24 protein-coding genes are annotated in these 21,338 nt (G+C 55.6%); 7 read left to right on the top strand and 17 right to left on the bottom strand.

All coding sequences use genetic code 11. The features are described 5' to 3' along the window. The first annotated feature begins 24 nt into the window (after positions 1–24). Complete coding sequence (locus tag KTE_RS15930) at positions 25–330, top strand: 2Fe-2S iron-sulfur cluster-binding protein (RefSeq protein WP_007912232.1); 306 nt, start codon at positions 25–27, stop codon at positions 328–330. Positions 331–414: 84 nt separating this feature from the next. Here the strand turns inward: KTE_RS15930 and KTE_RS15925 are convergent, their stop codons facing one another. Then, a complete protein-coding gene (locus tag KTE_RS15925; protein ID WP_201382485.1) occupies positions 415–1,527 on the bottom strand; it encodes a hypothetical protein in 1,113 nt (370 codons plus the stop codon). A 447-nt stretch (positions 1,528–1,974) separates the two neighbouring features. Between KTE_RS15925 and KTE_RS15920 the strand changes: the two genes are divergently transcribed. From KTE_RS15920 to KTE_RS15895, 6 genes are all read left to right on the top strand, one after another. Beyond that, the gene (locus tag KTE_RS15920; RefSeq protein ID WP_201369779.1) at positions 1,975–2,220 is read left to right on the top strand and encodes a hypothetical protein; all 246 of its coding nucleotides are present in this window, start codon (positions 1,975–1,977) and stop codon (positions 2,218–2,220) included. Between the two features lie 4 nt (positions 2,221–2,224). Next, the gene (locus KTE_RS15915; RefSeq protein WP_201382482.1) at positions 2,225–3,145 is read left to right on the top strand and encodes an SDR family NAD(P)-dependent oxidoreductase; all 921 of its coding nucleotides are present in this window, start codon (positions 2,225–2,227) and stop codon (positions 3,143–3,145) included. Positions 3,146–3,475: 330 nt separating this feature from the next. Next, a complete protein-coding gene (locus KTE_RS15910) occupies positions 3,476–4,387 on the top strand; it encodes a proline dehydrogenase family protein (protein ID WP_201382480.1) in 912 nt (303 codons plus the stop codon). A gap of 109 nt (positions 4,388–4,496) precedes the next feature. Then, positions 4,497–5,357, top strand: a complete 861-nt coding sequence (locus KTE_RS15905) for a C40 family peptidase (RefSeq protein WP_201382478.1) — start codon at positions 4,497–4,499, stop codon at positions 5,355–5,357. After that, positions 5,350–6,156: a serine hydrolase gene (locus KTE_RS15900; protein ID WP_201382476.1), complete on the top strand. Its 807-nt coding sequence runs from the start codon at positions 5,350–5,352 to the stop codon at positions 6,154–6,156. Before KTE_RS15905 ends, KTE_RS15900 begins: the two co-directional genes overlap by 8 nt. Positions 6,157–6,263: 107 nt before the next feature. Continuing rightward, complete coding sequence (locus KTE_RS15895) at positions 6,264–6,791, top strand: gamma carbonic anhydrase family protein (RefSeq protein ID WP_236600419.1); 528 nt, start codon at positions 6,264–6,266, stop codon at positions 6,789–6,791. Position 6,792: 1 nt separating this feature from the next. Here the strand turns inward: KTE_RS15895 and thiO are convergent, their stop codons facing one another. The 16 genes from thiO to KTE_RS15815 all read right to left on the bottom strand — a co-directional run bounded on the left by thiO (position 6,793) and on the right by KTE_RS15815 (position 21,283). Further along, entirely contained in the window at positions 6,793–7,953 is a 1,161-nt protein-coding gene (gene thiO / locus KTE_RS15890; RefSeq protein WP_201382474.1) for a glycine oxidase ThiO, read from the bottom strand. Positions 7,954–7,956: 3 nt separating this feature from the next. After that, positions 7,957–8,862, bottom strand: a complete 906-nt coding sequence (locus KTE_RS15885) for a hypothetical protein (protein ID WP_201382472.1) — start codon at positions 8,860–8,862, stop codon at positions 7,957–7,959. A 199-nt stretch (positions 8,863–9,061) separates the two neighbouring features. Beyond that, positions 9,062–9,538 (bottom strand): DUF3054 domain-containing protein, encoded by a 477-nt coding sequence (locus tag KTE_RS15880; protein ID WP_201382470.1) that lies wholly within the window; start codon positions 9,536–9,538, stop codon positions 9,062–9,064. Between the two features lie 2 nt (positions 9,539–9,540). After that, positions 9,541–9,711, bottom strand: coding sequence for a hypothetical protein (locus KTE_RS15875; RefSeq protein ID WP_007912279.1), 171 nt, complete (start codon positions 9,709–9,711; stop codon positions 9,541–9,543). Between the two features lie 16 nt (positions 9,712–9,727). After that, the gene (gene ccsA, locus KTE_RS15870; RefSeq protein ID WP_201382468.1) at positions 9,728–10,474 is read right to left on the bottom strand and encodes a cytochrome c biogenesis protein CcsA; all 747 of its coding nucleotides are present in this window, start codon (positions 10,472–10,474) and stop codon (positions 9,728–9,730) included. A 4-nt stretch (positions 10,475–10,478) separates the two neighbouring features. Further along, positions 10,479–11,168 (bottom strand): heme exporter protein CcmB, encoded by a 690-nt coding sequence (locus KTE_RS15865; RefSeq protein ID WP_201382457.1) that lies wholly within the window; start codon positions 11,166–11,168, stop codon positions 10,479–10,481. 2 nt (positions 11,169–11,170) lie between these two features. Further along, positions 11,171–11,884, bottom strand: coding sequence for a heme ABC exporter ATP-binding protein CcmA (gene ccmA / locus KTE_RS15860; protein ID WP_201382455.1), 714 nt, complete (start codon positions 11,882–11,884; stop codon positions 11,171–11,173). Further along, on the bottom strand, positions 11,881–13,344 hold the full coding sequence (locus KTE_RS15855; protein ID WP_201382453.1) for a collagen binding domain-containing protein: 1,464 nt from the start codon (positions 13,342–13,344) through the stop codon (positions 11,881–11,883). Before KTE_RS15855 ends, ccmA begins: the two co-directional genes overlap by 4 nt. Next, positions 13,328–13,714: a hypothetical protein gene (locus tag KTE_RS15850; RefSeq protein ID WP_201382451.1), complete on the bottom strand. Its 387-nt coding sequence runs from the start codon at positions 13,712–13,714 to the stop codon at positions 13,328–13,330. The genes KTE_RS15855 and KTE_RS15850 overlap by 17 nt, the downstream gene beginning before the upstream one ends. Further along, on the bottom strand, positions 13,714–14,331 hold the full coding sequence (locus KTE_RS15845) for a cytochrome c-type biogenesis protein CcmH (RefSeq protein WP_201382449.1): 618 nt from the start codon (positions 14,329–14,331) through the stop codon (positions 13,714–13,716). The genes KTE_RS15850 and KTE_RS15845 overlap by 1 nt, the downstream gene beginning before the upstream one ends. Further along, complete coding sequence (locus KTE_RS15840) at positions 14,328–16,370, bottom strand: heme lyase CcmF/NrfE family subunit (RefSeq protein ID WP_201382447.1); 2,043 nt, start codon at positions 16,368–16,370, stop codon at positions 14,328–14,330. Before KTE_RS15840 ends, KTE_RS15845 begins: the two co-directional genes overlap by 4 nt. A 24-nt stretch (positions 16,371–16,394) precedes the next feature. Continuing rightward, a complete protein-coding gene (locus KTE_RS15835; protein WP_007912294.1) occupies positions 16,395–16,859 on the bottom strand; it encodes a cytochrome c maturation protein CcmE in 465 nt (154 codons plus the stop codon). A 177-nt stretch (positions 16,860–17,036) separates the two neighbouring features. Next, positions 17,037–17,492: a CopD family protein gene (locus KTE_RS15830; RefSeq protein ID WP_201382445.1), complete on the bottom strand. Its 456-nt coding sequence runs from the start codon at positions 17,490–17,492 to the stop codon at positions 17,037–17,039. Positions 17,493–17,523: 31 nt separating this feature from the next. Beyond that, positions 17,524–18,171 (bottom strand): TlpA disulfide reductase family protein, encoded by a 648-nt coding sequence (locus KTE_RS15825; RefSeq protein WP_201382443.1) that lies wholly within the window; start codon positions 18,169–18,171, stop codon positions 17,524–17,526. Between the two features lie 278 nt (positions 18,172–18,449). Next, complete coding sequence (locus KTE_RS15820; RefSeq protein ID WP_201382441.1) at positions 18,450–19,097, bottom strand: two-component system response regulator; 648 nt, start codon at positions 19,095–19,097, stop codon at positions 18,450–18,452. Positions 19,098–19,321: 224 nt separating this feature from the next. Next, on the bottom strand, positions 19,322–21,283 hold the full coding sequence (locus KTE_RS15815) for an ATP-binding protein (RefSeq protein ID WP_201382439.1): 1,962 nt from the start codon (positions 21,281–21,283) through the stop codon (positions 19,322–19,324). Positions 21,284–21,338 lie beyond the last annotated feature (55 nt).

Raw genomic sequence — 21,338 nt, 5'->3', positions numbered from 1 at the left:
CATCTATCACGGAGGATATAAGTCGTGCCAACGATTACATATGTACGCGAAAACGTGCAGGTGCAGGTTGCTGAAGGCGATACAGTGCGTTATCCCGCGCTTGAGCATGATGTGCCCGTATACTGCGGTATCTACAAAGTTGGTAACTGCCATGGCAACGGTCTGTGCGGTACTGATCGCGTCGCGGTTTCTCCTAGCGAGAACACCAACCCCCTGACCTTCATGGAGAAATTCTGGCTCCGCAAGGACTTGAAGAAAAACCCCAATACACGCCTCGCCTGTCAGGTCCAGGTCTTTGGTGATGTCACCGTTGAGACCCGCTGTAAATAATTACTCCCTGATAGGTAATAGGAAGCCCCTGATAGTCTATGGCTATCAGGGGCTTCCTATTACCTATCAGGGAGTCTACACATACTATTGCTTCACGGCAAAGTAGAGGCGATAGGCCAGTTGATCATTCCAGTAGAGTTCTATTTTGCCAGAGAGCGAGACGGGATATGTCAGGCTAATATACCCATGCTTATTCTGGTTAGCCTCAATAGCGGTCTCTTGCGCCTTATCCTGGATACCATTTGTAAATACCTTGACGGCTATCTTTCCTGCATCCTTCTTCGTTGAGATATTGTAGGTTACATAGAAGAGAGTTCCAGGGGCAAAGACTTTATGCTCATCCAGGGCAATATGGCTATTAGGATCGATGCGCGATGTGGTAGTGGCGGAGGTAATAATGCCCGCGCCCGGACCCGTCTCACGCGCAGCTGGATCGGGAATATTGGTTGTGACCGTCGGCTGAACAGGGGGAGGCGTCTTAATACCTAAGATGTTTGCGACGGTTCCCAGCTTACCAGAAGCTTTGGCATAGTAGCCTGCACCCGTGCAGAGCAGAAGTACCACGACAATCACACTCAAAAAGCCGCTAATGATGCGATATCTGGGGATGACCGCGCGCGGCTTGGTGTACATGGGCGGCACGTAGACGGAACCCTCTTGCTCGGGCAGGTCTGGTAGCAGTTGCTCAATATTCTGCACTGGCATGAGCATCGACGACGTTCCCTGCCCATGCTGCACTTGTAGCTGCACGGTATTTGGCGCCTGGTAAGGTACTGGCAAGAGCGATTGCTCTGGCTGCGCCCCTTGAAACTGGTTATTCGCCTCGCCGTCCTGATTCCAGGAAAGCTGAGTCCCCGAGCCACCGGCTGCTCCACCATATTGTCCGCTTCCCCACTGACCGCTGCCCAGGGGACCTGAGCCCGGCATCGGCATTGAGTTCTGCCCGCTCTGCCAATCATTCTGCGGCTGGCCTTGCTGCCAGTTCACCTGGGATGCCCCCTGCCCCTGAGCGGAGCCTTCTGGCTGAGACCACCACTGTGGTTGCGGCACAACTTGGGGACCACTAAAGGAGAGCTGGGGTACATCATCCCATGCGCCATTTGCGGCTCCGCCTGCTGCCGGGCTTCCCGTCCCCCAGGCACTTCCCCCTGGCATACTTCCAGCCTGGAAACCGCCAGCGTTCGTCTGTCCCAGCAACGGCGAAGGCGCACCACATCTGGGGCATGGAGCAGTGTTTGCTTCTCTCGCAGCATTACAGTATGCACAAATCATGATCTTCGCCTACCTTAAAAGAAAAACTCAACTCTAATATTCTCGTGTTCACTCCTCGTGTTCACTATCCACACTAACACTGCGGCACCTCTGTAATCAAGTATTAGCGCTGAAGATAGTGAAAAATGGCTATCTTATCACCGTGCCATCCTGTATAAACGTGTCTCAAGAAGAAGATTAGGGTGTATAGTGTGTAGCTGAGATGCCAGGCTTCACCTGATACCTCAGCTACACACTATACACATGACCCGGATTAGGATAAAAAAAGGAAATGGCAAGCAGACTTGAAAGGCTTCCTTTCCAGGTGTTACCATGAATATGCACCAGGAGCGAGATAATACGCCCTGATGAAACTTCTCTGCATGGTGATATATGTCTGAAACGCAGGATCAATGGTATACAAGGCAAGCAATCGAGCGATTGGCGCAACACATCCCCTTTGAGCAGGATAAGGCGTCCAAAGCGGAACAGATAGAGATGTTGCGCGGGCTCGTCTTGCGTCATGGCACGCACATCAATCCAGAATATTTTGGGTTTGAGGCCCGCAGTGAACTTATGCGCCTTGGCCTGTGGCATCGCATAGGTCAGGGCTTTACACATACGCAAGAGGATGAATAAAAGCATGAGTAGCGATAGAGTCAGTCATCCGGAGGCAACTACCAACACCAGTGGTACGGCGTTGCAGAAAAACATTGCGAAAAATATCGTGATCACAGGCTGTTCAAGCGGGTTTGGGCGTCTGAGCGCGCTTGAAATGGCGCGCCGGGGCTGGCATGTCTTCGCTACTGTACGCAAACCCGCCGACCAGGAAGATCTGCTCGCTGAAGCAACGCGCCAGGGATGTGCCAGCCAATTTACGATTTTGCGCTGCGATATTACTGACGAGCAACAGGTGTCCACCCTGGCCCAGCAGGTTCAGGAGCACCTTGGCACCCATCCTCAGCTCCACGCCTTGCTCAACAACGCTGGCACCGCCTATGGCGCGCCTCTCGAAATACTTCCCATCCAGGACCTGCGCTCCCAGATCGAGGTCAACGCCATCGCCCACCTGGCAGTCACCCAGGCCTTTCTACCACTTCTCAAGCCCGCTCATGGCACCATTATTAATATCAGCAGTATCGCTGGCCGCTTCTCCAGTCCCATAACGGGCGCCTATTCGGCGAGCAAATACGCCCTGGAGGCCCTCAGCGATGCCTTACGCTTCGAACTTCGCCCCTTCGGTGTACGCGTGGTGCTGATCGAGCCAGCCTCCAGCCCCACGGACATCTGGGAGACGAGTATGGAGCGCGCACGCTGGCTCGATAGCCATAAAGGTGGCTCCTATGGGAAGCTGATCAATCTCTTTGAGAAGCTTGCCGTCCGCTCCAGTCGCAAGGGGTTTCCTCCTCAGCTTGTCGCCGACACGGTCGCGCGCATTCTGGAGAGCGAGAAACCACGCACGCGTTACGTTATTCCTCGTAGTGCCTCAGCACTGATCCTGGCACGCCGTCTCTTACCTGATAGCGCCTGGGATTTCGTGCTTCATTGTGTGCTGAGATGGTAGAGCTGAGAGCGAGGAGGCTCTCGCTGCTGGCGTAGCAGGGTATCTTGAAATCCTTATAGTAGTGCTTCTCAGCCACCTATGTGCTATCATAGGAGCGAAGAGCCGCAGTATGTATGCGGCCCCGAGTAAAAGTCTATGGCTTAAAAGTCTATATTGCTACATCATTACTACGCCTGCAATCATCATCCATATATAGATGCAAATTAAGAAATTACTTCATCGTACCTGGTAGGGCCCGTGCTGGCATGGACTCTGAGGCCGAGCAAGCTCTGCCCCTACAATTGTACACCTCTTAATCTGCATATCATATCCGAAAGGGGTTACACACCTATGCTCAAAGATACGCTGTTGTATCTTGCACAAAATCAGCGCATGCGCGATTTCGTTGTCCAGAATCCCGCAACTCGGGGCGTCTCGCGACGCTTCGTGGCTGGAGAGACGCTTGAAGATGCCGTACAGGCCGTACGCATACTCAATCAGAAGGGCAACCCTGTAGCGCTCGACTTCCTGGGCGAGAACGTCTTCCAGGAGAGCGAGGCACGCGAGGCGACACAGAACTATACTGCCGCGCTCAATCTGATCAAGCAGACCGGCATTGATGCGAATATCTCCATCAAATTGACGGCGCTAGGCCTGGACATCTCGCAGGATCTCTGCGAGGAGAACCTGCGCTCCATCCTTGATCTCGCGCGCGAATATGGCATCTTTGTCTGTATCGACATGGAGGCATCCAACTATACCGAGCAAACAGTAGCAATGGCGCTCAAGGCTCGTGAACAGTATGAGCAGGTGGGAACCGTTATTCAGTCCTATCTCTACCGCAGCAAGGCCGACATTGAGAAGCTGATCGAGCACAACGTCCGTGTTCGTATCGTGAAGGGTGCCTATAAAGAGCCACCTAGCGTCGCCTACCAGAACAAGAAAGATGTCGATGAGAGCTATATAGAAATCATGAAGATGCTGCTCTCACGTGGGAACTTTTCCGCTATTGCCAGCCATGACGAGAATATTATCAACGGTGCACGCACTTACGTGCGCGATCACGGCATCTCTCCTGCCTCCTTCGAGTTCCAGATGCTCTATGGCATCCGCCGCGACCTGCAAGAGCGCCTGGTCAGGGAGGGCTATAACGTTCGTGTATACGTCCCCTACGGCTCACAGTGGTATCCCTACCTGATGCGCCGTATGGCCGAGCGTCCCGCGAATCTGATATTTGTAGTCAGCAATTCGATGCGCGGCTAAAAACAATGTTGCCTGGGTGATGGATGTGGTGCTGGTTGACAACCAAAGGTTATCAACCAGCACCACATCCATCACCCAGGCAAGCTACAGAAGATAGGAGCAAGGCACGTTGACACAGAAACCCCAGACGACATACGCCATCGCGGTTGGCGTCGCCGATGTGCGCCGCGATCCCAATCCCGAGTCCGAACTGGTGACGCAGGCGCTCTTAAATATGCCTGCCAGTGCTCAGCAGATCTCGGGCGACTGGACCCATGTCCAGCTATCAGACTATGAGGGCTGGGTACTTACAGAGCAACTCGCTGAGCCGGTTGAGAAGGGCTTTACCCGCGTGGGACCAGACTGCGCCACGCCACTCGACCTGGTCGCAGTAATCACGGCAACACGCACACCTCTCTATAGCCAGGCCGAGGGCGACGCCCAAAGCGACCATGCCTATCTCTCTACGCTCTTGCCCCTCCTCGACGACACACATCCCCAGCGTGTACAGGTCGCGCTTCCAGGTGGAGAATCCGCCTGGCTAGATCGTGAGGCAGTGGCAATAAGGCGTGCGGCCGATCCCTATCCCAAGGACGATGTACGCAAAGTGATTGAATATGCTATGCAGTTTCGCAATGTGCCCTATCTGTGGGGTGGCACCTCCTGGGAGGGTATCGATTGCAGCGGCTTTGTCCAGGTGAACTACCGCATGGGCGGCTACATTATTCCCCGCGACGCCGACCAGCAGCATGACTTCTTGCCGCAGAGCGTCTCACGTGAGGAGATGCAAGCCGGGGACCTGATCTTCTTTGGCACCAAGGCCATCACGCATGTGGGCATGGCCATCAGCGCCACTGACTACATCCATGCCGAGGGGCGACGCTATAACTATGTGGTCGTCAACAGCTTTGAGCGCGAGAGTCCTATTTTTAATGACCGCCTCGCTGACATTGTCTGGGGTATCAAACGAGTAGTAAGCGACCATGATTAAAGATTTTGCAGCAGAGCTGCTTGCGCTTGGTGGAGAGGTGGCCTGCATCGTCTGGCCCCTCTCCACACCTGAGCCACTCTATGCGCTCCACGCGAGCCAGCGTTTCCCTGCCGCCAGCCTGGCCAAGCTGCCTATTCTGCTGACCGTCGCACGCCAGGTCGCGCAGGGAATTTTGGCCTGGGAGACGCGCTACGAGGTTCCAGCAGCCATGCGCGTCACCAGCGATGGTGTCCTGACGGATCTCTCACCAGAGCTACGCCCTACGCTGAGTGACCTGGCCTATCTGATGATCACGATTAGCGATAACACGGCCTCCAATATTTTACTTGACCTGGCTGGCATGGAGCACATCAATACCTTTATGCAAGAGCTGGGTTTACATGTCACGCGCCTCGAACGCCGCTTTATGGACTTTACCGCGCGTCAGCAGGGACGCGACAACTGGACGAACGCGGAGGAGATGGCGAGCCTCCTGGCTTACCTCTGTAGCGAGGCCGCGCCAGAACGGGAGCGCCTGCTCAGTATCCTGCTACGCCAGAACGACTATACGATCTTGCCCTCCTCCTGGAGCGAAGAGGTCCCCTTCGCGCATAAGACTGGCGGCCTGGTGGGGGTAATGCACGACGCAGGCATTCTCTACCCTCCGCTCGCGCCTGAACTTCAGCAGGCCGCAGGCAAGGAGCCAGCACCAGGCAAAGCACCACTCATCCTCGTCGCCCTCACCGCCAACCAGGCAGACATCCCACGCACGCGCTATACCCTGGCTCGCCTGGGCAAGCTCATCTACGAAAATTATTAGAAGAGCTAGAAAGTATAGTGGCGAGCATGCTCGCCACTATACTTTCTAGCTCTTCTAATCCACATACATGATACAATGAGGGCGAACTTATCTCAGGGAGGGGAAAGATGCCCATCATTCCTTTTAATGGCAATAGGCCGCATATCGCGAAGAACGTCTTCATCGCTCCAGGGGCTGTTATCGTTGGGGATGTGACGATCCAGGAGGGGGCCAGTATCTGGTACAATACCGTCATTCGTGGGGATACCGCCCCCATCGTGATTGGGCCACGCACCAATATTCAGGATAATTGTACGCTTCATGTTGACGCTGATGCCCCTCTCATCATTGGGGCGGACTGCACCATTGGGCATAACGCGGTCGTGCATGGCGCGACGCTTGAGGATCATGTGCTGGTAGGCATGCACGCCACGGTCCTCTCGCATGCCAGTATTGGCGCGGAGACCATCATTGGCGCCAATGCCCTTGTCAGTGAACATAAAAGCATTCCTGGCGGCTCCCTGGCCCTGGGCGTCCCCGCCAGAGTCATACGCCCCCTCAAGGCCGAGGAACGCGTACAGATTCGTAGTAGTGCCACTGGCTATAGCCAGCGGGCAAGGCAGCATAAACAGGCCGTCGAGGCGGCCAAACTCTAGCTTATCGGGTAAGAAAACGCTGCGGGAGACATGGCTGGAGCAGGCGGAGCACCTCCTGCTCACGCGCACTGTGCACGGGCTCCAGCATAGCTCTAAGTCCCTCCGCCGTGAGCGCACTTAAGAGAAAGCCAACGCTATTATGTCCCGTCGCGAGCAGCAGATTTGTCCAACCAGGCACGGGTCCGATCAAGGGACGCGTATCAGGCGTCATGGGGCGCAGGCCCGACCAGGCACGTATCGCGCTCTGACCCGCCTGGTCGGGCAGAAGCCTGGAGGCCCGGGCTTTCAGCCAGGCTTGCCCCTCATCGGTCACCCCTGGCGTAAAGCCAACCTCTTCGCGTGTGGCTCCAACCAGTACACCTTCCGCGTGCGGTATGGCGTAGGCTGCATAGCCGAAGATAAGGTGGTGCAGGGGTCGTATGGCATTTTCCAGGATCAACATCTGTCCACGCACAGGGGTGACTGGGAGAGCAGCAAGGGGCGCCAGAAGAGCCTGAGACCAGGCACCTGTCGCGACAATCAAATGGTCGCAAGCAAGCTTGCGACCATCCGCGAGCCGAACCCCATACACGCGCTCCATATTACGCTCAGGCTCACGCCTGTCCATGATGATCTCACGCACTTCCTGACCATCCTCAAACCTGGCCCCACGCTGTCGCGCCGCCTGGGCAAAGGCCTGGACTGTCGCACGCGCATCGAGCTGAGCCTCACCTGGAATGAAGATACCCGCACATACATCCGGGTGCAGGCATGGCTCTTGCTGGCGCGCCTCCTCACCCGTCAACCAGTACATCTCCCACCCCAGAGGCTGCCAATTCTCCCAACGTTTACGCAGCCTGGCGATGCGCTTCTCCTGAAAGACGACACGTAGCGCTCCAGTTCGCGCATAGTGGGTCTGGATGCCGCTTTCGTCCTCGACTTCAGGCAAAAGAGATTCAAGGCGCGCCAATCCCTGAAGCAAGAGATCGGCCTGCGCACCTGCCCCATTGATCGGCCCAAAGGGAGCTAGCAGACCAGCCGCGGCACCAGAGGCGCCACTCCCCAGCCCGTCTCGCTCCAATAGCAACACCTCGTGGCCTGCCCGGCGCAACACATATGCCGCTACACAGCCCACAATCCCGCCACCAATGATAATGATCTCACTTCCACCAGGAATCATCATCCCTTACACATCCATCTTGCGCAGAAGCAAAGGGCCGTTCTGGGACATGAGCACAATATGCGCATATGGGCCGTGGCCGACACGTGTGGTCCGAAATTCGTTTGAGATACTGGTACTGGTAGTACTCAACTTATCCACAATAAAAGAGGTATCGTCGGGCAAGGCTACGCTCACAGCACCGTTATTTGAGTGGAAGGCATAGAAGCCATTAGCGTCCAATTTGCCACTAAAGGCAACGGTACCCACGCTGCTACTCAAGCTTACGTGTCCATGCAGCGCGACATCGCGCACGATAACGGTCCCGGTGCTGGAATGGATAGATGAGCCATCTTCCAGGTTTGAGTCATCGAGCGTGACCGCCCCTACAGAAGCAAACACGTTTACCTGGCTACTCATTCCGGCAATCGCCACTATGCCAGAACCGACTGAGAGCCTGAGGTTGGTCGTGGGGGGCACACTTACATTGAGGTCCAGGCCCGTCCACCCGAGATGAAGAAGCCCCTCTTGAGCAGTCTGCTTTACGTACAGCGTGTTACCCACCTGAGAGACTTGCACCTGAACATCTTCGACTCTCCCTAGAAAGCCATAGTGCCTGGTACCAGAGAGATGGATGGAGGCATCATTGCTGCGTTGGATGTGAATAGAGCCCGCATCCAGGCTTATATCGAGGGATGCAGGTTGCCCTGGCGGAGCGGCATAACTGCGCTCCGCTAGCGGTGCTGTGCGTGTAAAACTGCCAGTCGCACCAATACCAATTAACATCCCACCCAGTAGAACACAACATACCAGCACGACCACGACGAGCCAGGCTCGCCTCCCTTTTCTACCGGGTGCGAGAACTGTTGGCGCTTCAGCAGATTCAGGCTCAGACTGCACCTGCGCCTGCTCGCTCTCTTGCTGTTTATTCACCAAACGCATTTGCCTTTCATCATCTAAACTACACTTTTGTAAGTGCCAGATCATTATAGCAAAAACTGCGCTAAAAGGCTTTATGATACCAGAGGTACTCAAAGAGGAGGGGTGTGGCTGTAGATCTCTATGCGTTTGCGCAGTAATCTACAGCCACACCCCTCCTCTTTGAGAGCGAACTTACAAGCCCTATAAGATTCTAGGCTTGCTGCTCTTGCACACGTAGCAGTTTGTTCTGGTTATGTTTGGCCATTGGCAAGCGCCAGATGTAGAGGGCTATCAGGTTTGTCAGGAAGGTAACAAGCGCGAAGCTAACCGGGGGTGGCTTCTGGGTCTCGAAGATACTGCGGAGCGCCAGCGCGCCCACACACGCTACCAGCCAGGCCAGGGCGGTACGCGCTGCCATACGTTTGGGCTGCGTCGCCAGGTCGCGGCGATACGTCCCGAAGAAGGGTGAGATCACATACCATGACAGCGCCACAGGCCAGATCACACGCAAGAGGTTGGCTGGAGCCAGGGTCTCGCCATGACTATTCAGACCGACTATGCCTATCAGGAAGAAGGCGATCAGATCTCCCAGGCCCATGTTAATGATATGCCCCACTTTAGAACGCTCGGGGGGTGTGGGCGGCGTGGCTTCAACGATGTTGCGCTTTGGCTGATCTTTTGTCTTCATCTTTAGTTTCCTGCCTCTTTTTCTTCGCGCTCTTGCTGCTCGCGAACCAGTTCTTCAACAACGGCCAGCTCGGCCTGAACCCCGCGCATACGCAGGGCAATGACCGTCAGATAGATAAACAGAATCACGATGGCGGCAATATAGGCAATCGCGAGATAGGTAAATCCCGACATATCCGCTCCTCTCCCTTTATGAGACGATGGCTCGCAAGCGTTGCGCAATACTCTGCGCTCGCTGTAGGTGATAAACCTGGCGTACCAGGAAGATAAACAAGAAGGTAAACGCGATCAGGGTAACAAACATCGTCGCCAGCGCCTCAGGGGGCAGGCCCGCATCGGTATTCCCAATCTGCTGCGTTGGATGCTGACCACGCCACCAGTTGACTGAGAGATAGATGATTGGCACATCCACGGCACCTACGAGCGCCATGACCGCGCCTACACGCATGCTATCAAGTGTGCGCCCCATATAGTTACGCAACATCAGGTAGCCCACATACATAAACCAGAGGATGAGCGTCGCCGTCAACCTGGCATCCCAGACCCACCAGGTCCCCCAGATGGGGCGCCCCCAGACCGAGCCGGTAATCAGCGCGATGCTGATAAAAATGGTGCCGACCTCAGCGTTGGCGCGCGCGATCCAATCCCAGCGCTCGTCCTTGCGCACCAGGCAGACGACACTGGCAACGGCAAGCAGGATAAAGGCCAGCATCCCCAGCCAGGCACAGGCCACATGCAGGTAGAAGATGCGCTGCGGGTCCAGTTGGAGCGCGTCTTCAGGCGCATAGAAGAAGATCATCCAGGAGGAGAGAGCTAACCCGATAAGCGATAGGCCGCCTATGATATAGTCGACGCCCGCTAGCCCGCGCTTTCGGCCACGCAATTCCTCAATCTTCTTTGCACGCGCCGCATCCGCCTCACGCTTTGCAATAGCCATAGTATTATTCCTCGATTACAAACTGGAACGCGAGCATTGACACGCCCAGAAAGATCACATCAAACACAATAATCAAGCCCAGCCAGGGCGGCTCGTTTACCTGTGGCATCAGTAGATTCTCGGTTAAACGAATGGCCCCTATTACTACTGGCACAATCAAAGGAAACACCAGGATCGGTAACAGCATCTCGCGCCCTCGTCCCGAGGAGGCAATGGCGGAGAAGAGCGTCCCCACACTGGCAATGCCAATTGTACCAAGCAAAACGATCACTATTAGTACTATCGGCCCTCCACCGGCTAAGTGTAAGTTAAACAGAGCCAGGTAGATGGGGAGAGCCACAATTTCTACTACACCGATAAATAGCAAATTTCCCAGGAATTTGGCAAGGTAGATCGCCTTCCGATCAACCGGGCAGAGTAGCAGGCGATCCAGGGAACCTTGCTCACGCTCCGAACTCATCGTGCGCTCCAGTCCAAGAAGACTGGCGAAAATAAAGGAGACCCAGAGCACACCTGGGGCTACCGCCGCTTTGTTCTCGACCCGCAGGTCAAAAGTAAAGTTAAAGATGACCAGGACCAACAGGGCAAAGAGTCCCATACTGAGCCACGTCTGTTTGCTGCGCAGCTCGCTGCGAATATCTTTCCAGAGAATAGCACTAACTTGTAGCCAGAAGGCTTTGATTTCGCTCAGCATAACTAGCGCACCACTTCCCGATACACCTGCTGCAAGGCTTCTACGCTCAACTCACTGCTAGCACAATTGCGTACAATACGCCCATTGACCAGGAAGGCAAGCTGATCGCTGAGCGCTAGCGCGCGTTCAAGCTGGTGCGTGATAAACACGGTGCTGCCACCACGCGCGCTATGCTCAGCCATGAGTTCGTCGATCAAGGCATGCCCCTGCTGATCCAGGCCGGTATCAGGCTCGTCCAGCAGGAGAATATCTGGTTGATGTAGCAGGGCGCGTGCCCAGGCCAGGCGCTGCAACTGGCCGCGTGAGAAGGTTCGTACCCGCTCGCTCGCTCGCTTCGCCAGGCCCACCCGTTCCAACAACACCTGCGCCCGTGCCCTCCCCTGGGAGACACTGTACATACGCGCGAAGAACTCCAGGTTCTCCTGAGCGGTCAGGTCTTCATAGAGGTAGGGCTGGTGCGCAACCAGGCCCACTAAGTGCCGTACCTCCTGAGCATCGCTTTCAGCGTTCCAGCCACAGAGCCGTACCGTGCCCGCACCTGGCTTCGCCAGGCAGGCCAGAACACGCATAAGTGTGGTCTTGCCCGCACCATTGGCACCCAGCAGCGCCAGGCGTTCCCCCGCCTGGACGCGCAGGTTGATGCCACGCAAAATCGGCTTGAGTCCATAGCTCTTCTTCAACCCCTCGACCTCGACCGCGACTATGGCGGAGTTCATCGGCGCATCGCCTCCTGCTCTCGCATGATCGTACGCAGCAACGCCTTGGTCTTATTGCGCTTCTCCTGGTAGGTGCTCTTACTGATCTTACCAGCCTCGTACTCTTTGTCCAGTTCTAATAGCTCTCTCATTAAGGCTTTGCGTCGCTTCTCCTGGGAACTACTATGCTCCCCTTCGTCTTCATGCTGCGCCCTACTGGTAGCTTTCTTTTCAGCCGTAGTATGTTTGCTTCCTCGGCCTCTAGCCTTGTCTCGCTTCCCTTCCTCTGGTTCCAGGCCCATTTTTACGCGCACAATACGCACTATATTCCAAAGCAGAATCACCAGGCCCACCAGGACGATAATCAAAACGATTACCCAGATTGAATTTAAGCCTGAAGATGTCCCTGTGCCGGTACCAGTCACGCTCTCCGGCGCCTGGGGAAGTCCCTCGATCTTCATGACGACCTGGCGCTCTGGTGGCAGGTTGGCCGCGGTGTAGAGGTTATAAGGGCGGTCGGCATTATTGACCACGCCCTTGGGCGTTATATCCGGGCTGGAGACATGGTATTGCGTCGGCACCAGCAGGGACACACCGAGCGTGGGATAGATGGCCTTATAGTCGTAGTTAAAGCTCGTACCAGTGTAGGGGACCTCGAAGCCATAGGAGAACTCGCTATCGCCTGGAGGCACCATGGCGTCCGTCGCGAAGCCATTGCCAGCCTGAATAGCGCGATAGCCAATCAGCCCCTTCTGGAGCGAGATGGCACGCGCACCGGCTGGTAGCGGGAAGAAGAGCGCCTTGGGTCGGCCCTGGGTGGCGTCCAGTGAGCCCACAAAGGCTCGCCCATCCAGGTTCTTAAAGGCAAAGATCGCTGAGACGTTCAAGACATGTCGCTGACTATCCACCTGCTTCACCAGCAGGGTCGATTCGATAACGGCCATTTTTGAGCTATCCGTGGTCGCGTCATAGACCGTCAGATCTACCTTCTGTTCCGGCTGGTTGACCAGGGAGAGCGAGTCCGAAGAGTAGTTCGCATTCTGATAACGGATATACACTGCGTAGGTCAGAGTCTTGTCATTCGAGAGGCTAGAAAAACTATAATTTCCGCCCGCATCGGTAATGGTTGTCTGTGCATCCTTCGAGTTATTGCCCTGCGCCACCTGCAAGGTGACAGTCTGCCCCGCCAGGGGGCTATTATTCTTCGAACCATCCAGCAGTCGTCCATAGATATGACCCGTGCCGCCATGCGCTATCCCGGCTGTTCGTGTATGCGCCCGAGCAGGAGACCAGGCCAGAATTCCCAGCATGAGCAGCGCCAGCAGGCAGGCAAGGGCGGCGCTGCTAAAGCACGCGCCTACATATCGGGAGATACGGTACATTGATATGTAGGCGCGTGCTTTAGCAGCGCGTCCTACATATGATGGCACGAGAATTTTGCGTGTCTCCTTCTTGCTCAAATGCTTATAACTGCTTCGCATCGTCTTTGTCTTCCTCGTTTTGCTCTCGCATACTGCGCAACTGTTCCTCAATCATCTCATCCAGGGCCTGCTCCTGGTCATAGCGCGCCTTCAAGGCCACAAGGGCGCGCCGCATGTAACGCTCGCGCATGCTGCGATAATCTGGCTCGTCGATATTCCCAAGCTGGTAATCGAGTTCAACTTCCTGAAGAGCCACCTTGGCCGCGGTTTCCTGGCCCTCGGTGGTAACGGCGCGCGCCTGCTCTCTCAGTTCAACCTGCGCAGGGGCAACCTGATCGGCGCTACTCTTTGCCTCTGAGCGGCGCAAGAGGGGGTAGAGCACAAAAGCCAGAGCCAGTAACCCCAGGATCAATGCGATTACAATAGCCATTAGTGCTCCTCCTTCTTCTGGTGTTTTTCCTGTGCCGCTTGTGCTTCATCTGTTTGCTCTTTCTGCGAGGGGCGAAAGAGGATGTCTTCCTCGGCTAGCTCTTGTTCGAGTAAAGCCTGGTACGTCTCCAGCTCTTGTGCATCTACGATCTCTAACGAGTGGGCCTCGAGTTGCGCGAGCGCCACTCCCCGTGTTTGCGCCTGCCTGCGCCAATCGCGTAGGGTCAGAAAAACCAGGACACATCCCCCAAGCAGCAATAACACAGGCACTAGCCAGGCGAGCAGGGAGAAGCCCTGGGACTGGGGCGTCAGGAGGATATCATCCCCATAGTGCTCGCGAAAGTAATCAAACACCTCTTGCTCAGATTTGCCCTCTTGCAACTGCTGGCGAATTTTTGCGCGCATCTGACGCGCCATATCCGCAGGGGCATCCGACACCGGCTCGCCCTGGCAGACAGGACACTTGATCTGGCTGGCGACCTCCCGCACACGCTGGTCCAGCGTCTTATTGCGCTCCGCGTTAATATACAAGAACGACCAGGCGGCGAGCATAAAGGCGACCAGGCCCAGGCAGAGGTAGAGCATGCTGCGCTTTCTTACAGGTCTCCCAGGTCTCATACGCTGGCTCCCTTGTCTACAGCCACCTTGCTTGCCTCTTCAGGCGTCGTGATCGCGACACGTCTATTTTTTACACCCTGGCGACCATATACAGCTCGCTTGCGCCCATCCGGCCACCAGCAGAGCAGACCACCTAGCAGCATAATGACGCCCCCATACCAGACCAGGGGCACCAGGGGATTGATAAAGATACGAATGGTGGCCTGCGAGGGACCACTCCAATCACCCAGGAAGACATAGAGGTCGGTCACCCCCAGAGTCGTAATTGCAATCTGGCTGGCTGGCTGATTATCGAAGTTCTTATACATTGTACGCCCGGGCTGAATAGAGTCCACCAGCGTCCCATTACGCCAGACCTGCATCAGTGCCGCGACACTCTGCTGATCATCGCCATAGCTCTGCAAGTTGCCCTTGTAGACAAACAGGTAGCCACCAATTGTGGTCTCCTGCCCGCTCTTAAGCGTGACATCCTTCTGCACCTGGAAGAAGTGAGAGCCAATGACGCCCGCCGCCAGCAAGACCAGACCCAGGTGGACCACATAGCCACCATAGCGCTGGCGATAGCGCTTAAAGAGCATGTAGACGGCCTGCCAGTAGGGCTCGCCATGCGCGTGCCGCACACGAGCGCCACGCCAGAGTTCATACAAGATCGCCATGGCGGTAAAGGCGCAGATCGAGAAGCCAATGTTAGCCAGGACATCCGTGATACCCAGGAGCGGCAGTACCAGTGCGCAGGCCGCCGCCAGTATCGTAGGCACACTCAGGTTACGCCAGAGAGCATTAGGAGAGGTACGGCGCCACGCCAGCAGTGGCCCAACCCCCATCGCCAGAATGAGCACGGCGAAGAGCGGACCATTCACGGAATTATAGAAAGGCGCACCTACTGTCATCGTCTGCTTGCGAATAGTCGCCGAGATCAGGGGGAAGAGGGTGCCCCACAGAGTGGCGAAGGTGATACCCAGCAACATCAGGTTATTCAGCAGGAAGACACCTTCGCGCGAGACCACCGAGTCGAACTCTTGGTCCGGCTTGAGTTTTGGTAAGCGGAAGAAGAAGAGCGCGGTCGAAAAGATGATAATGACGGCCAGAAAGGCAAAGAAATACACACCGATGTCAGAATAGGCAAACGAGTGCACCGAGCTAATAATGCCGCTTCGTACCTCAAAGGTGCCAAAGATCGAGAGCGCGAACGAGGCAATAACCAGGAACATATTCCAGACTTTGAGCATGCCACGGCGCTCCTGCACCATTGTCGAATGCAAAAAGGCTGTCGAGGTCAACCAGGGCAGAAGCGCGGCGTTCTCCACCGGGTCCCAGCCCCAGTAGCCACCCCAGCCCAGCACATGGTAGGCCCACCAGCTCCCCAGGAGCAGACCCGCCGTCTGAATGCTCCAGGAGGCCAGCATCCAGCGACGCATGGAGCGCAGCCAATCACTATTTACCTCGCCCGAAAGCAGTGCTGCCACCGCGAAGGCGAAGGGCACCGAGAAGCTCATATACCCCATCAGCAACATTGGTGGATGCACCAGCATCCCAGGGTCCATCAGCAGCGGATTCAGGCCCGTGCCATCCTGTGGAGGATAGGGCAGACGCACAAAAGGATTAGAAACAGTGACGAGCACCAGTACAAAGAAGCCCTCAACCACCATCAAGGTCGCCAGCACATAGGGTACCAGCTTAGCGGGAGCGCGACGCGAGGTAAAGACAAAGATCGCGGAGAAGACGCCCAGCATTAGTGCCCAGTAGAGCAGTGAACCTTCCTGCCCGCCATAGAAGGCGGCTGAGGTAAAATACCAGGGCATGCTGCGGCTTGACTGTTCGGCGACATATTTTACCCCAAAGTCATGCGTCAAAAACGATGCCACCAGCATCGCCGAGGCCAGCACGAGGAAGGCGGATACCGCCAGGACAGCCCTCTTGGCGCTTATGATTGCCTGTGGCTGCTCTCGTACTGCTCCCACCACCGCTATGACAATAGCGAAAACGGCGAAGCCGAGCGCCAGCATTAGCGCAATAATACCAATATCAGAAAAGTACACTCTACTCTATTCCTACTTTCTGGCCTACTTTCTGGCTGGAGGGGTCGCGTTCTGGAACTTGGAGGGGCACTTCGCCAGCAGGGTCTGCGCCTCGAAGGGTCCCTGGCCCGTGTAGCGTCCCTCGACCACTACCTGTACACCTGGCTTAAAAATATCAGGCACCACTCCGCTGTAGTTGACGCGCAAGGTTTGCTTGCCGTCTACAATTGAGAACTGGATATGGTTTTGCACATCATCCTTGACGATTGTGCCAGCCTGGACATTGCCCGCGATACGTATGGTCTGTGAGGCACAATTCGTACAGGATTTCAGTTCCGAGACCGTCATATAATAGGCGGCGCTGGTCTGTGTATTGGCGTAGACCAGGTACACAACTGCTCCCAGAATAGCCAGTCCCACCAGTAAAAAGCTCAGTGGAAAACGCTTTTTGCGGCGCTGTTCTGGAGTAATCTTTGCTTCTTGCTGCTCTATCGTCATTGCAGGCGGCACGTTCCGTCCTCCTTTGGTGGTTGATTCACAAAATCTGTAGGGTCCATGTTTGCACGGACTCCCGCTCGCCCCGCGACATGTCCGCAAGTCTCTGACATTTCAGGAGGGTTGCGTCTAAGTCCATGCAAGCATGGACCCTACACGTTGTTTCGCGTACCAACTTGGTGAAACCACCATTTAATGAGGGGCGATGGCCGCTTCAAACAGGATGTTGAGCAGCGCCCCCAGAATAAATACCAGTATGCCCAGGGCTAGCATAACTTGAGGCGCGACCTTTGAGAGGCGCGAAGTCCTTTTTGCCAGCCGGCGAATATTGCTTTGTCCCAGGTAAATAGCCACAAACAGCATTGCAAGCACGAGCACAATCTTGGTGATCAGGGTCGCGAGATATGGCCAGCCCAGGGTGGTCTGCGTCAGGCGATCCACCGTCAGGTAGACGCCGCTCAGCACCATGACCCCCATGCAGATATTGACCATCCGCTTGAAGAGGGCCGCGACCTGGCCCGAAATCACTGGAGAGGGTCCACCGGCGCGCAATGCGGGAATGACCACGAGCAGATACATAATACTGCCACCAACCCAGGCCGCACCCGCGATTGTATGCGCGGCGCGCATGATTAGATGTAAGATCATTTCCGCGTTACCCCAGCTCTCACTAAAGAAATTAGGCGACACCTAATTTCTTCAATTCGAGCTGCAAACCCTTCTGGTCCAGGGGCCCATAGCGCCCTACGATCTTGCCACTCGCGTCGATAAAGAAGGTCTCGGGATAGCCACGAATGCCATAACTGACCCCTGTATCGCCATTCAGCGTATCCTGCACATTGGTATAGCCCAGAGTATACTTCTGCAAAAAGTTATGCGCGTCGCTAGATGGCTCATTAGAGTCCACGCCAAGCATGACCACATTTTTACTCTGCAACTGCTGCCAGGTCTTGCTCAACTGGGGTGCCTCAGCCTGACACGGCTCGCACCACGAGGCCCAGAAATTGAGAATCACAGGCTTGCCCTTAAAGTCAGAGAGCTGCACTTCTTTACCATCGCTAAGCGAGGGAAGCTTGAAGTTAGGGGCATCCTTTCCAATTAAAGGGCTGGGCATCTCGCCAGTCGAAGACGTGCTGGAGGGCGCGTTCTGTGCCCCAGAGGCAGGCGTCAATAATTGCGTGAGCAGCAGGGCCAGCAGGGCCACGCTAATCGTGGTCACCACACTAAAGGTAATAATGTGGCGGCGCTTACTACGCTGCTCGAAGACCTTCTCGTCGTCCACTTCTGCCATTGTTCTATGTTGTAGTTCTAATTCTTCAGCTGCCATGTGCTTTCACTTTTTTAGTGCTCCTATCGAAAACCTGAGTGCCGAGCACTAGCCGCGAGAGCGGCGTTGGTTTTCGTATAAGAAGGTACTTGCCTGGTATCGAAGATATAATAACAGACAGATTATGGTGCTTAAGCCTGATAGCCAACTTGCAAGCCTTAAAAGCTACCTTACAAAGACCTGAACATCTTCTACATAACAGAAAGAGAGCATCTGGCTGATGCCCTCTTTCTTATGTTCGGCAAAAAAAGCTATTTCTGTAGAGGCTACTTCACCTGCTAAGCACTAGCAATCTGTGGGCTGGCCTTCTGACCACCCAGCGTCCAGTAGAGCAAAGCAACTATTACTATAAGAAAGCCAGCCGCACTCAGGGCAACCTGGAGCAAGAGCAAGCCAATGACGACCAGGAGCAGGCCAGCGGCGGTGAGCATAGGCATCAGGCTGGGGGCAGAGTGACGAGTGTAGGCAGCCAGTAAAATTTCTTCCGCCTGAGCCTCCTGGGCCGCTTTCCGCGCCTCTTGCTCATGCAGAATACGCCCCACAGCCTGGTGGAGCAGACGAGCGTCAAAGGGCTTGGCCATATATATGGGTTGGGGAGTTTCCTGCTCAGCAAGGGGAGCCGCGAGCAGAGCAGAGGGAGTGCTTTCTGCCTGTTCCCAGGATAGCACAATCGTGGGAGTTTGCCACAGATCAGGCAGTTCCTGGACAGTACGCAGCAAGTTCCAGTTACGGTGTACTCCACCATCGACATCGACCACAATCAGATCGGGCTGGCGTTTCTCTGGCAGAGGAAGCGCCCTGGATATCTGCGTCATCTCGCTCACCTGTATGCCCTGGCTCTGTAAACCAATAGCAATCAGGCGGCGTAAGCAAAGATCGCTCTCAATGAGGAGAACGTGCGGTTGCTCTCCCGACGATGCGTACATGTATGCTCCTCCAAATTGCAAGACCTTGCGCGAAGACCCATTGCAAAATAACATTGCTTCTTATAGAGAGCATACCCAGTCCACATTACAATACCTTAACTACCTAGGGTATTCACCTTACAGTAACCTGAATACGTCAAAACAGGTATAGAGCTGTAATCCAAAAGAGAAGAAAGAGGCCAGTCCCGAGCTGATCAGGACTGGCCTCTTTCTTCTCTTTTGGATTACAATTTCATAAGTTTATAGCCAACATCGGGGACGGTCACTATATACTTCGGGCGACGTGAATCGCTCTCGACCTTGCGGCGCAGGCGGCTGATATAGACCCAGATAAAATCGATGTCACGATTATACTCTGGCCCCCACACCTTCTCCAGGAGCAATTCGTGGGTGACAACCATGCCTGCATTTTGGGCCAACACGCTCAGCAACTTATACTCGGTGCGGCTCAATTGTATAGTCTTACCCTCGACGGTTACCAGGTGTTGCGCGTGATCAATGACCAGCTCGCCTGTGCGGAACACAGCCTGCTGGGTTGGCTCTTCGCGTACAGCGGAACGTCGTCGTAGCACGGCCCGCACGCGCGCCATAAGCTCCTTCATGCCGAAGGGCTTGAGTACCAGGTCATCGCCCCCCAGGTCGAGCAGTTGGACGCGCTCGTCCTCGTCGCACTCATCGCTCAGCATAATGACGGGTACCTGGGAGAACTCGCGCAGGCGCTGGAGCAGCTCGATGCCACTCATATCCGCCAGGCGCGTCGCCAGCAGGACCATATCTGGCTCCTCCAGGTCGATCTGGCGCAGGAATTGCACGCCATGGTTAACGGTATGCACGCGATACTGCTGCTCCTCCAGGTTCGCGCGCAGGTAACGTGCCATACGCGCATCGCCCTCAGCCAGCAACACAGAAACGCGACGATCCTGGCGCAGGAGCGCTGGCCGCACGGCCCCAAGTGGACCTGTGACTGGCTCCGCAACCTCGCTTATGCGTGTACGTTGGGGCACCGCTGCGGTCTCGATACGTGGCGCCAGGGGCAGGGTAAAGTAGAAGCTGGCTCCCTGGCCCTCGCCCATTGAATCAGCCCAGATACGACCACCATGGGCTTCAACGGTTGAACGTGCCGCGGCCAGGCCCAGCCCACTACCGCCAGATTGCTCATCGCCTTGCGATCCGCGATAGAAGCGATCAAAAATGCGCTCCAGGTGCTCGGGAGCAATTCCTATGCCTTCATCGATCACGCCAATCCGCATCTCAACCTCATTGGTCTCCAGGCGAACACTCACGACCGAGTTGGGAGCGGAGTAATTCAGTGCATTATCAAGGAGATGGTTGAGCGTTTGCTCTATGCGCACAGCGTCACACATCACCGGTGGCAGATCGGGAGGAAGACTCAACACAAAGCGATGATAGGGAGCCTGCTTCTGCCAGCGCGTCACCAGTTGCGAGAGCAATTCTGGCATCTGCACCTGGGTAAGTCGTAACGGTTGCATACCAGCGTCCAGGCGCCAGACATCGAGCAGGGTGTTAAGTACATCGTAGAGACGATCCGACTGGGTATCGATCATTTGCAGCATCTCGCGCTGCATCGCCGGGTCCCAGCGCGCCGAGCTACCCAACAGGGTGGTCGCACAGCCTTTGATCACGGCCAGGGGGGTCTTAAGTTCATGCGCGGCGCGGGCCAGGGTCTCCCCCTGCGCCTCAAGCGCCGAACGCTCCAGGGTCACATCATCGAAGAGCAGACCACGGCCCAGAAGAGAGCCACGCCGATCATGGACAGGGAAGGTACGAATACGCAGCCAGCGCACAGCCGCGTCCGCCAGGGCGACGTCGGCGGCATATTCCTGCTCTGGATAACTCCAGACGCGATCCAGTTCGGTATGTGCCAGCCTGCGATCAGCCGAAATCGACAACAGATGCTCGCGCACATTGAAGTCATCGGGTGAGATCAAATCATGCTTCCTGATTTGTAGCAGGCGGAGTGCGCTCTGATTTGTATAGATGACACGCTGCTGATTAAGCAACATAAAGCCGCTGCTCATGCTTGAGCACACCTCGGAGAGGATATGATACTCCTTGGTAAAGGCGGCGGGCACAATATCAAGGTTATGGTTAAGATTTTCCATCGATATTGGGCTATGTGTCACCGTGGCTTTCTCGTCTTCTGTCCACCAACCATCGTGGGTCATAAATGCGCTTCTCCCATCGGGGGATCAGGTCAAAGCTTCCTTTTCCCGTCTGTCT

Source organism: Ktedonobacter sp. SOSP1-85 (genome assembly GCF_016587415.1).
In the GTDB taxonomy this organism is placed as follows: domain Bacteria; phylum Chloroflexota; class Ktedonobacteria; order Ktedonobacterales; family Ktedonobacteraceae; genus Ktedonobacter.
The sequence above is the reverse complement of the archived record's forward strand: the minus strand, read 5'-3'. Positions and strand labels throughout refer to the sequence as shown.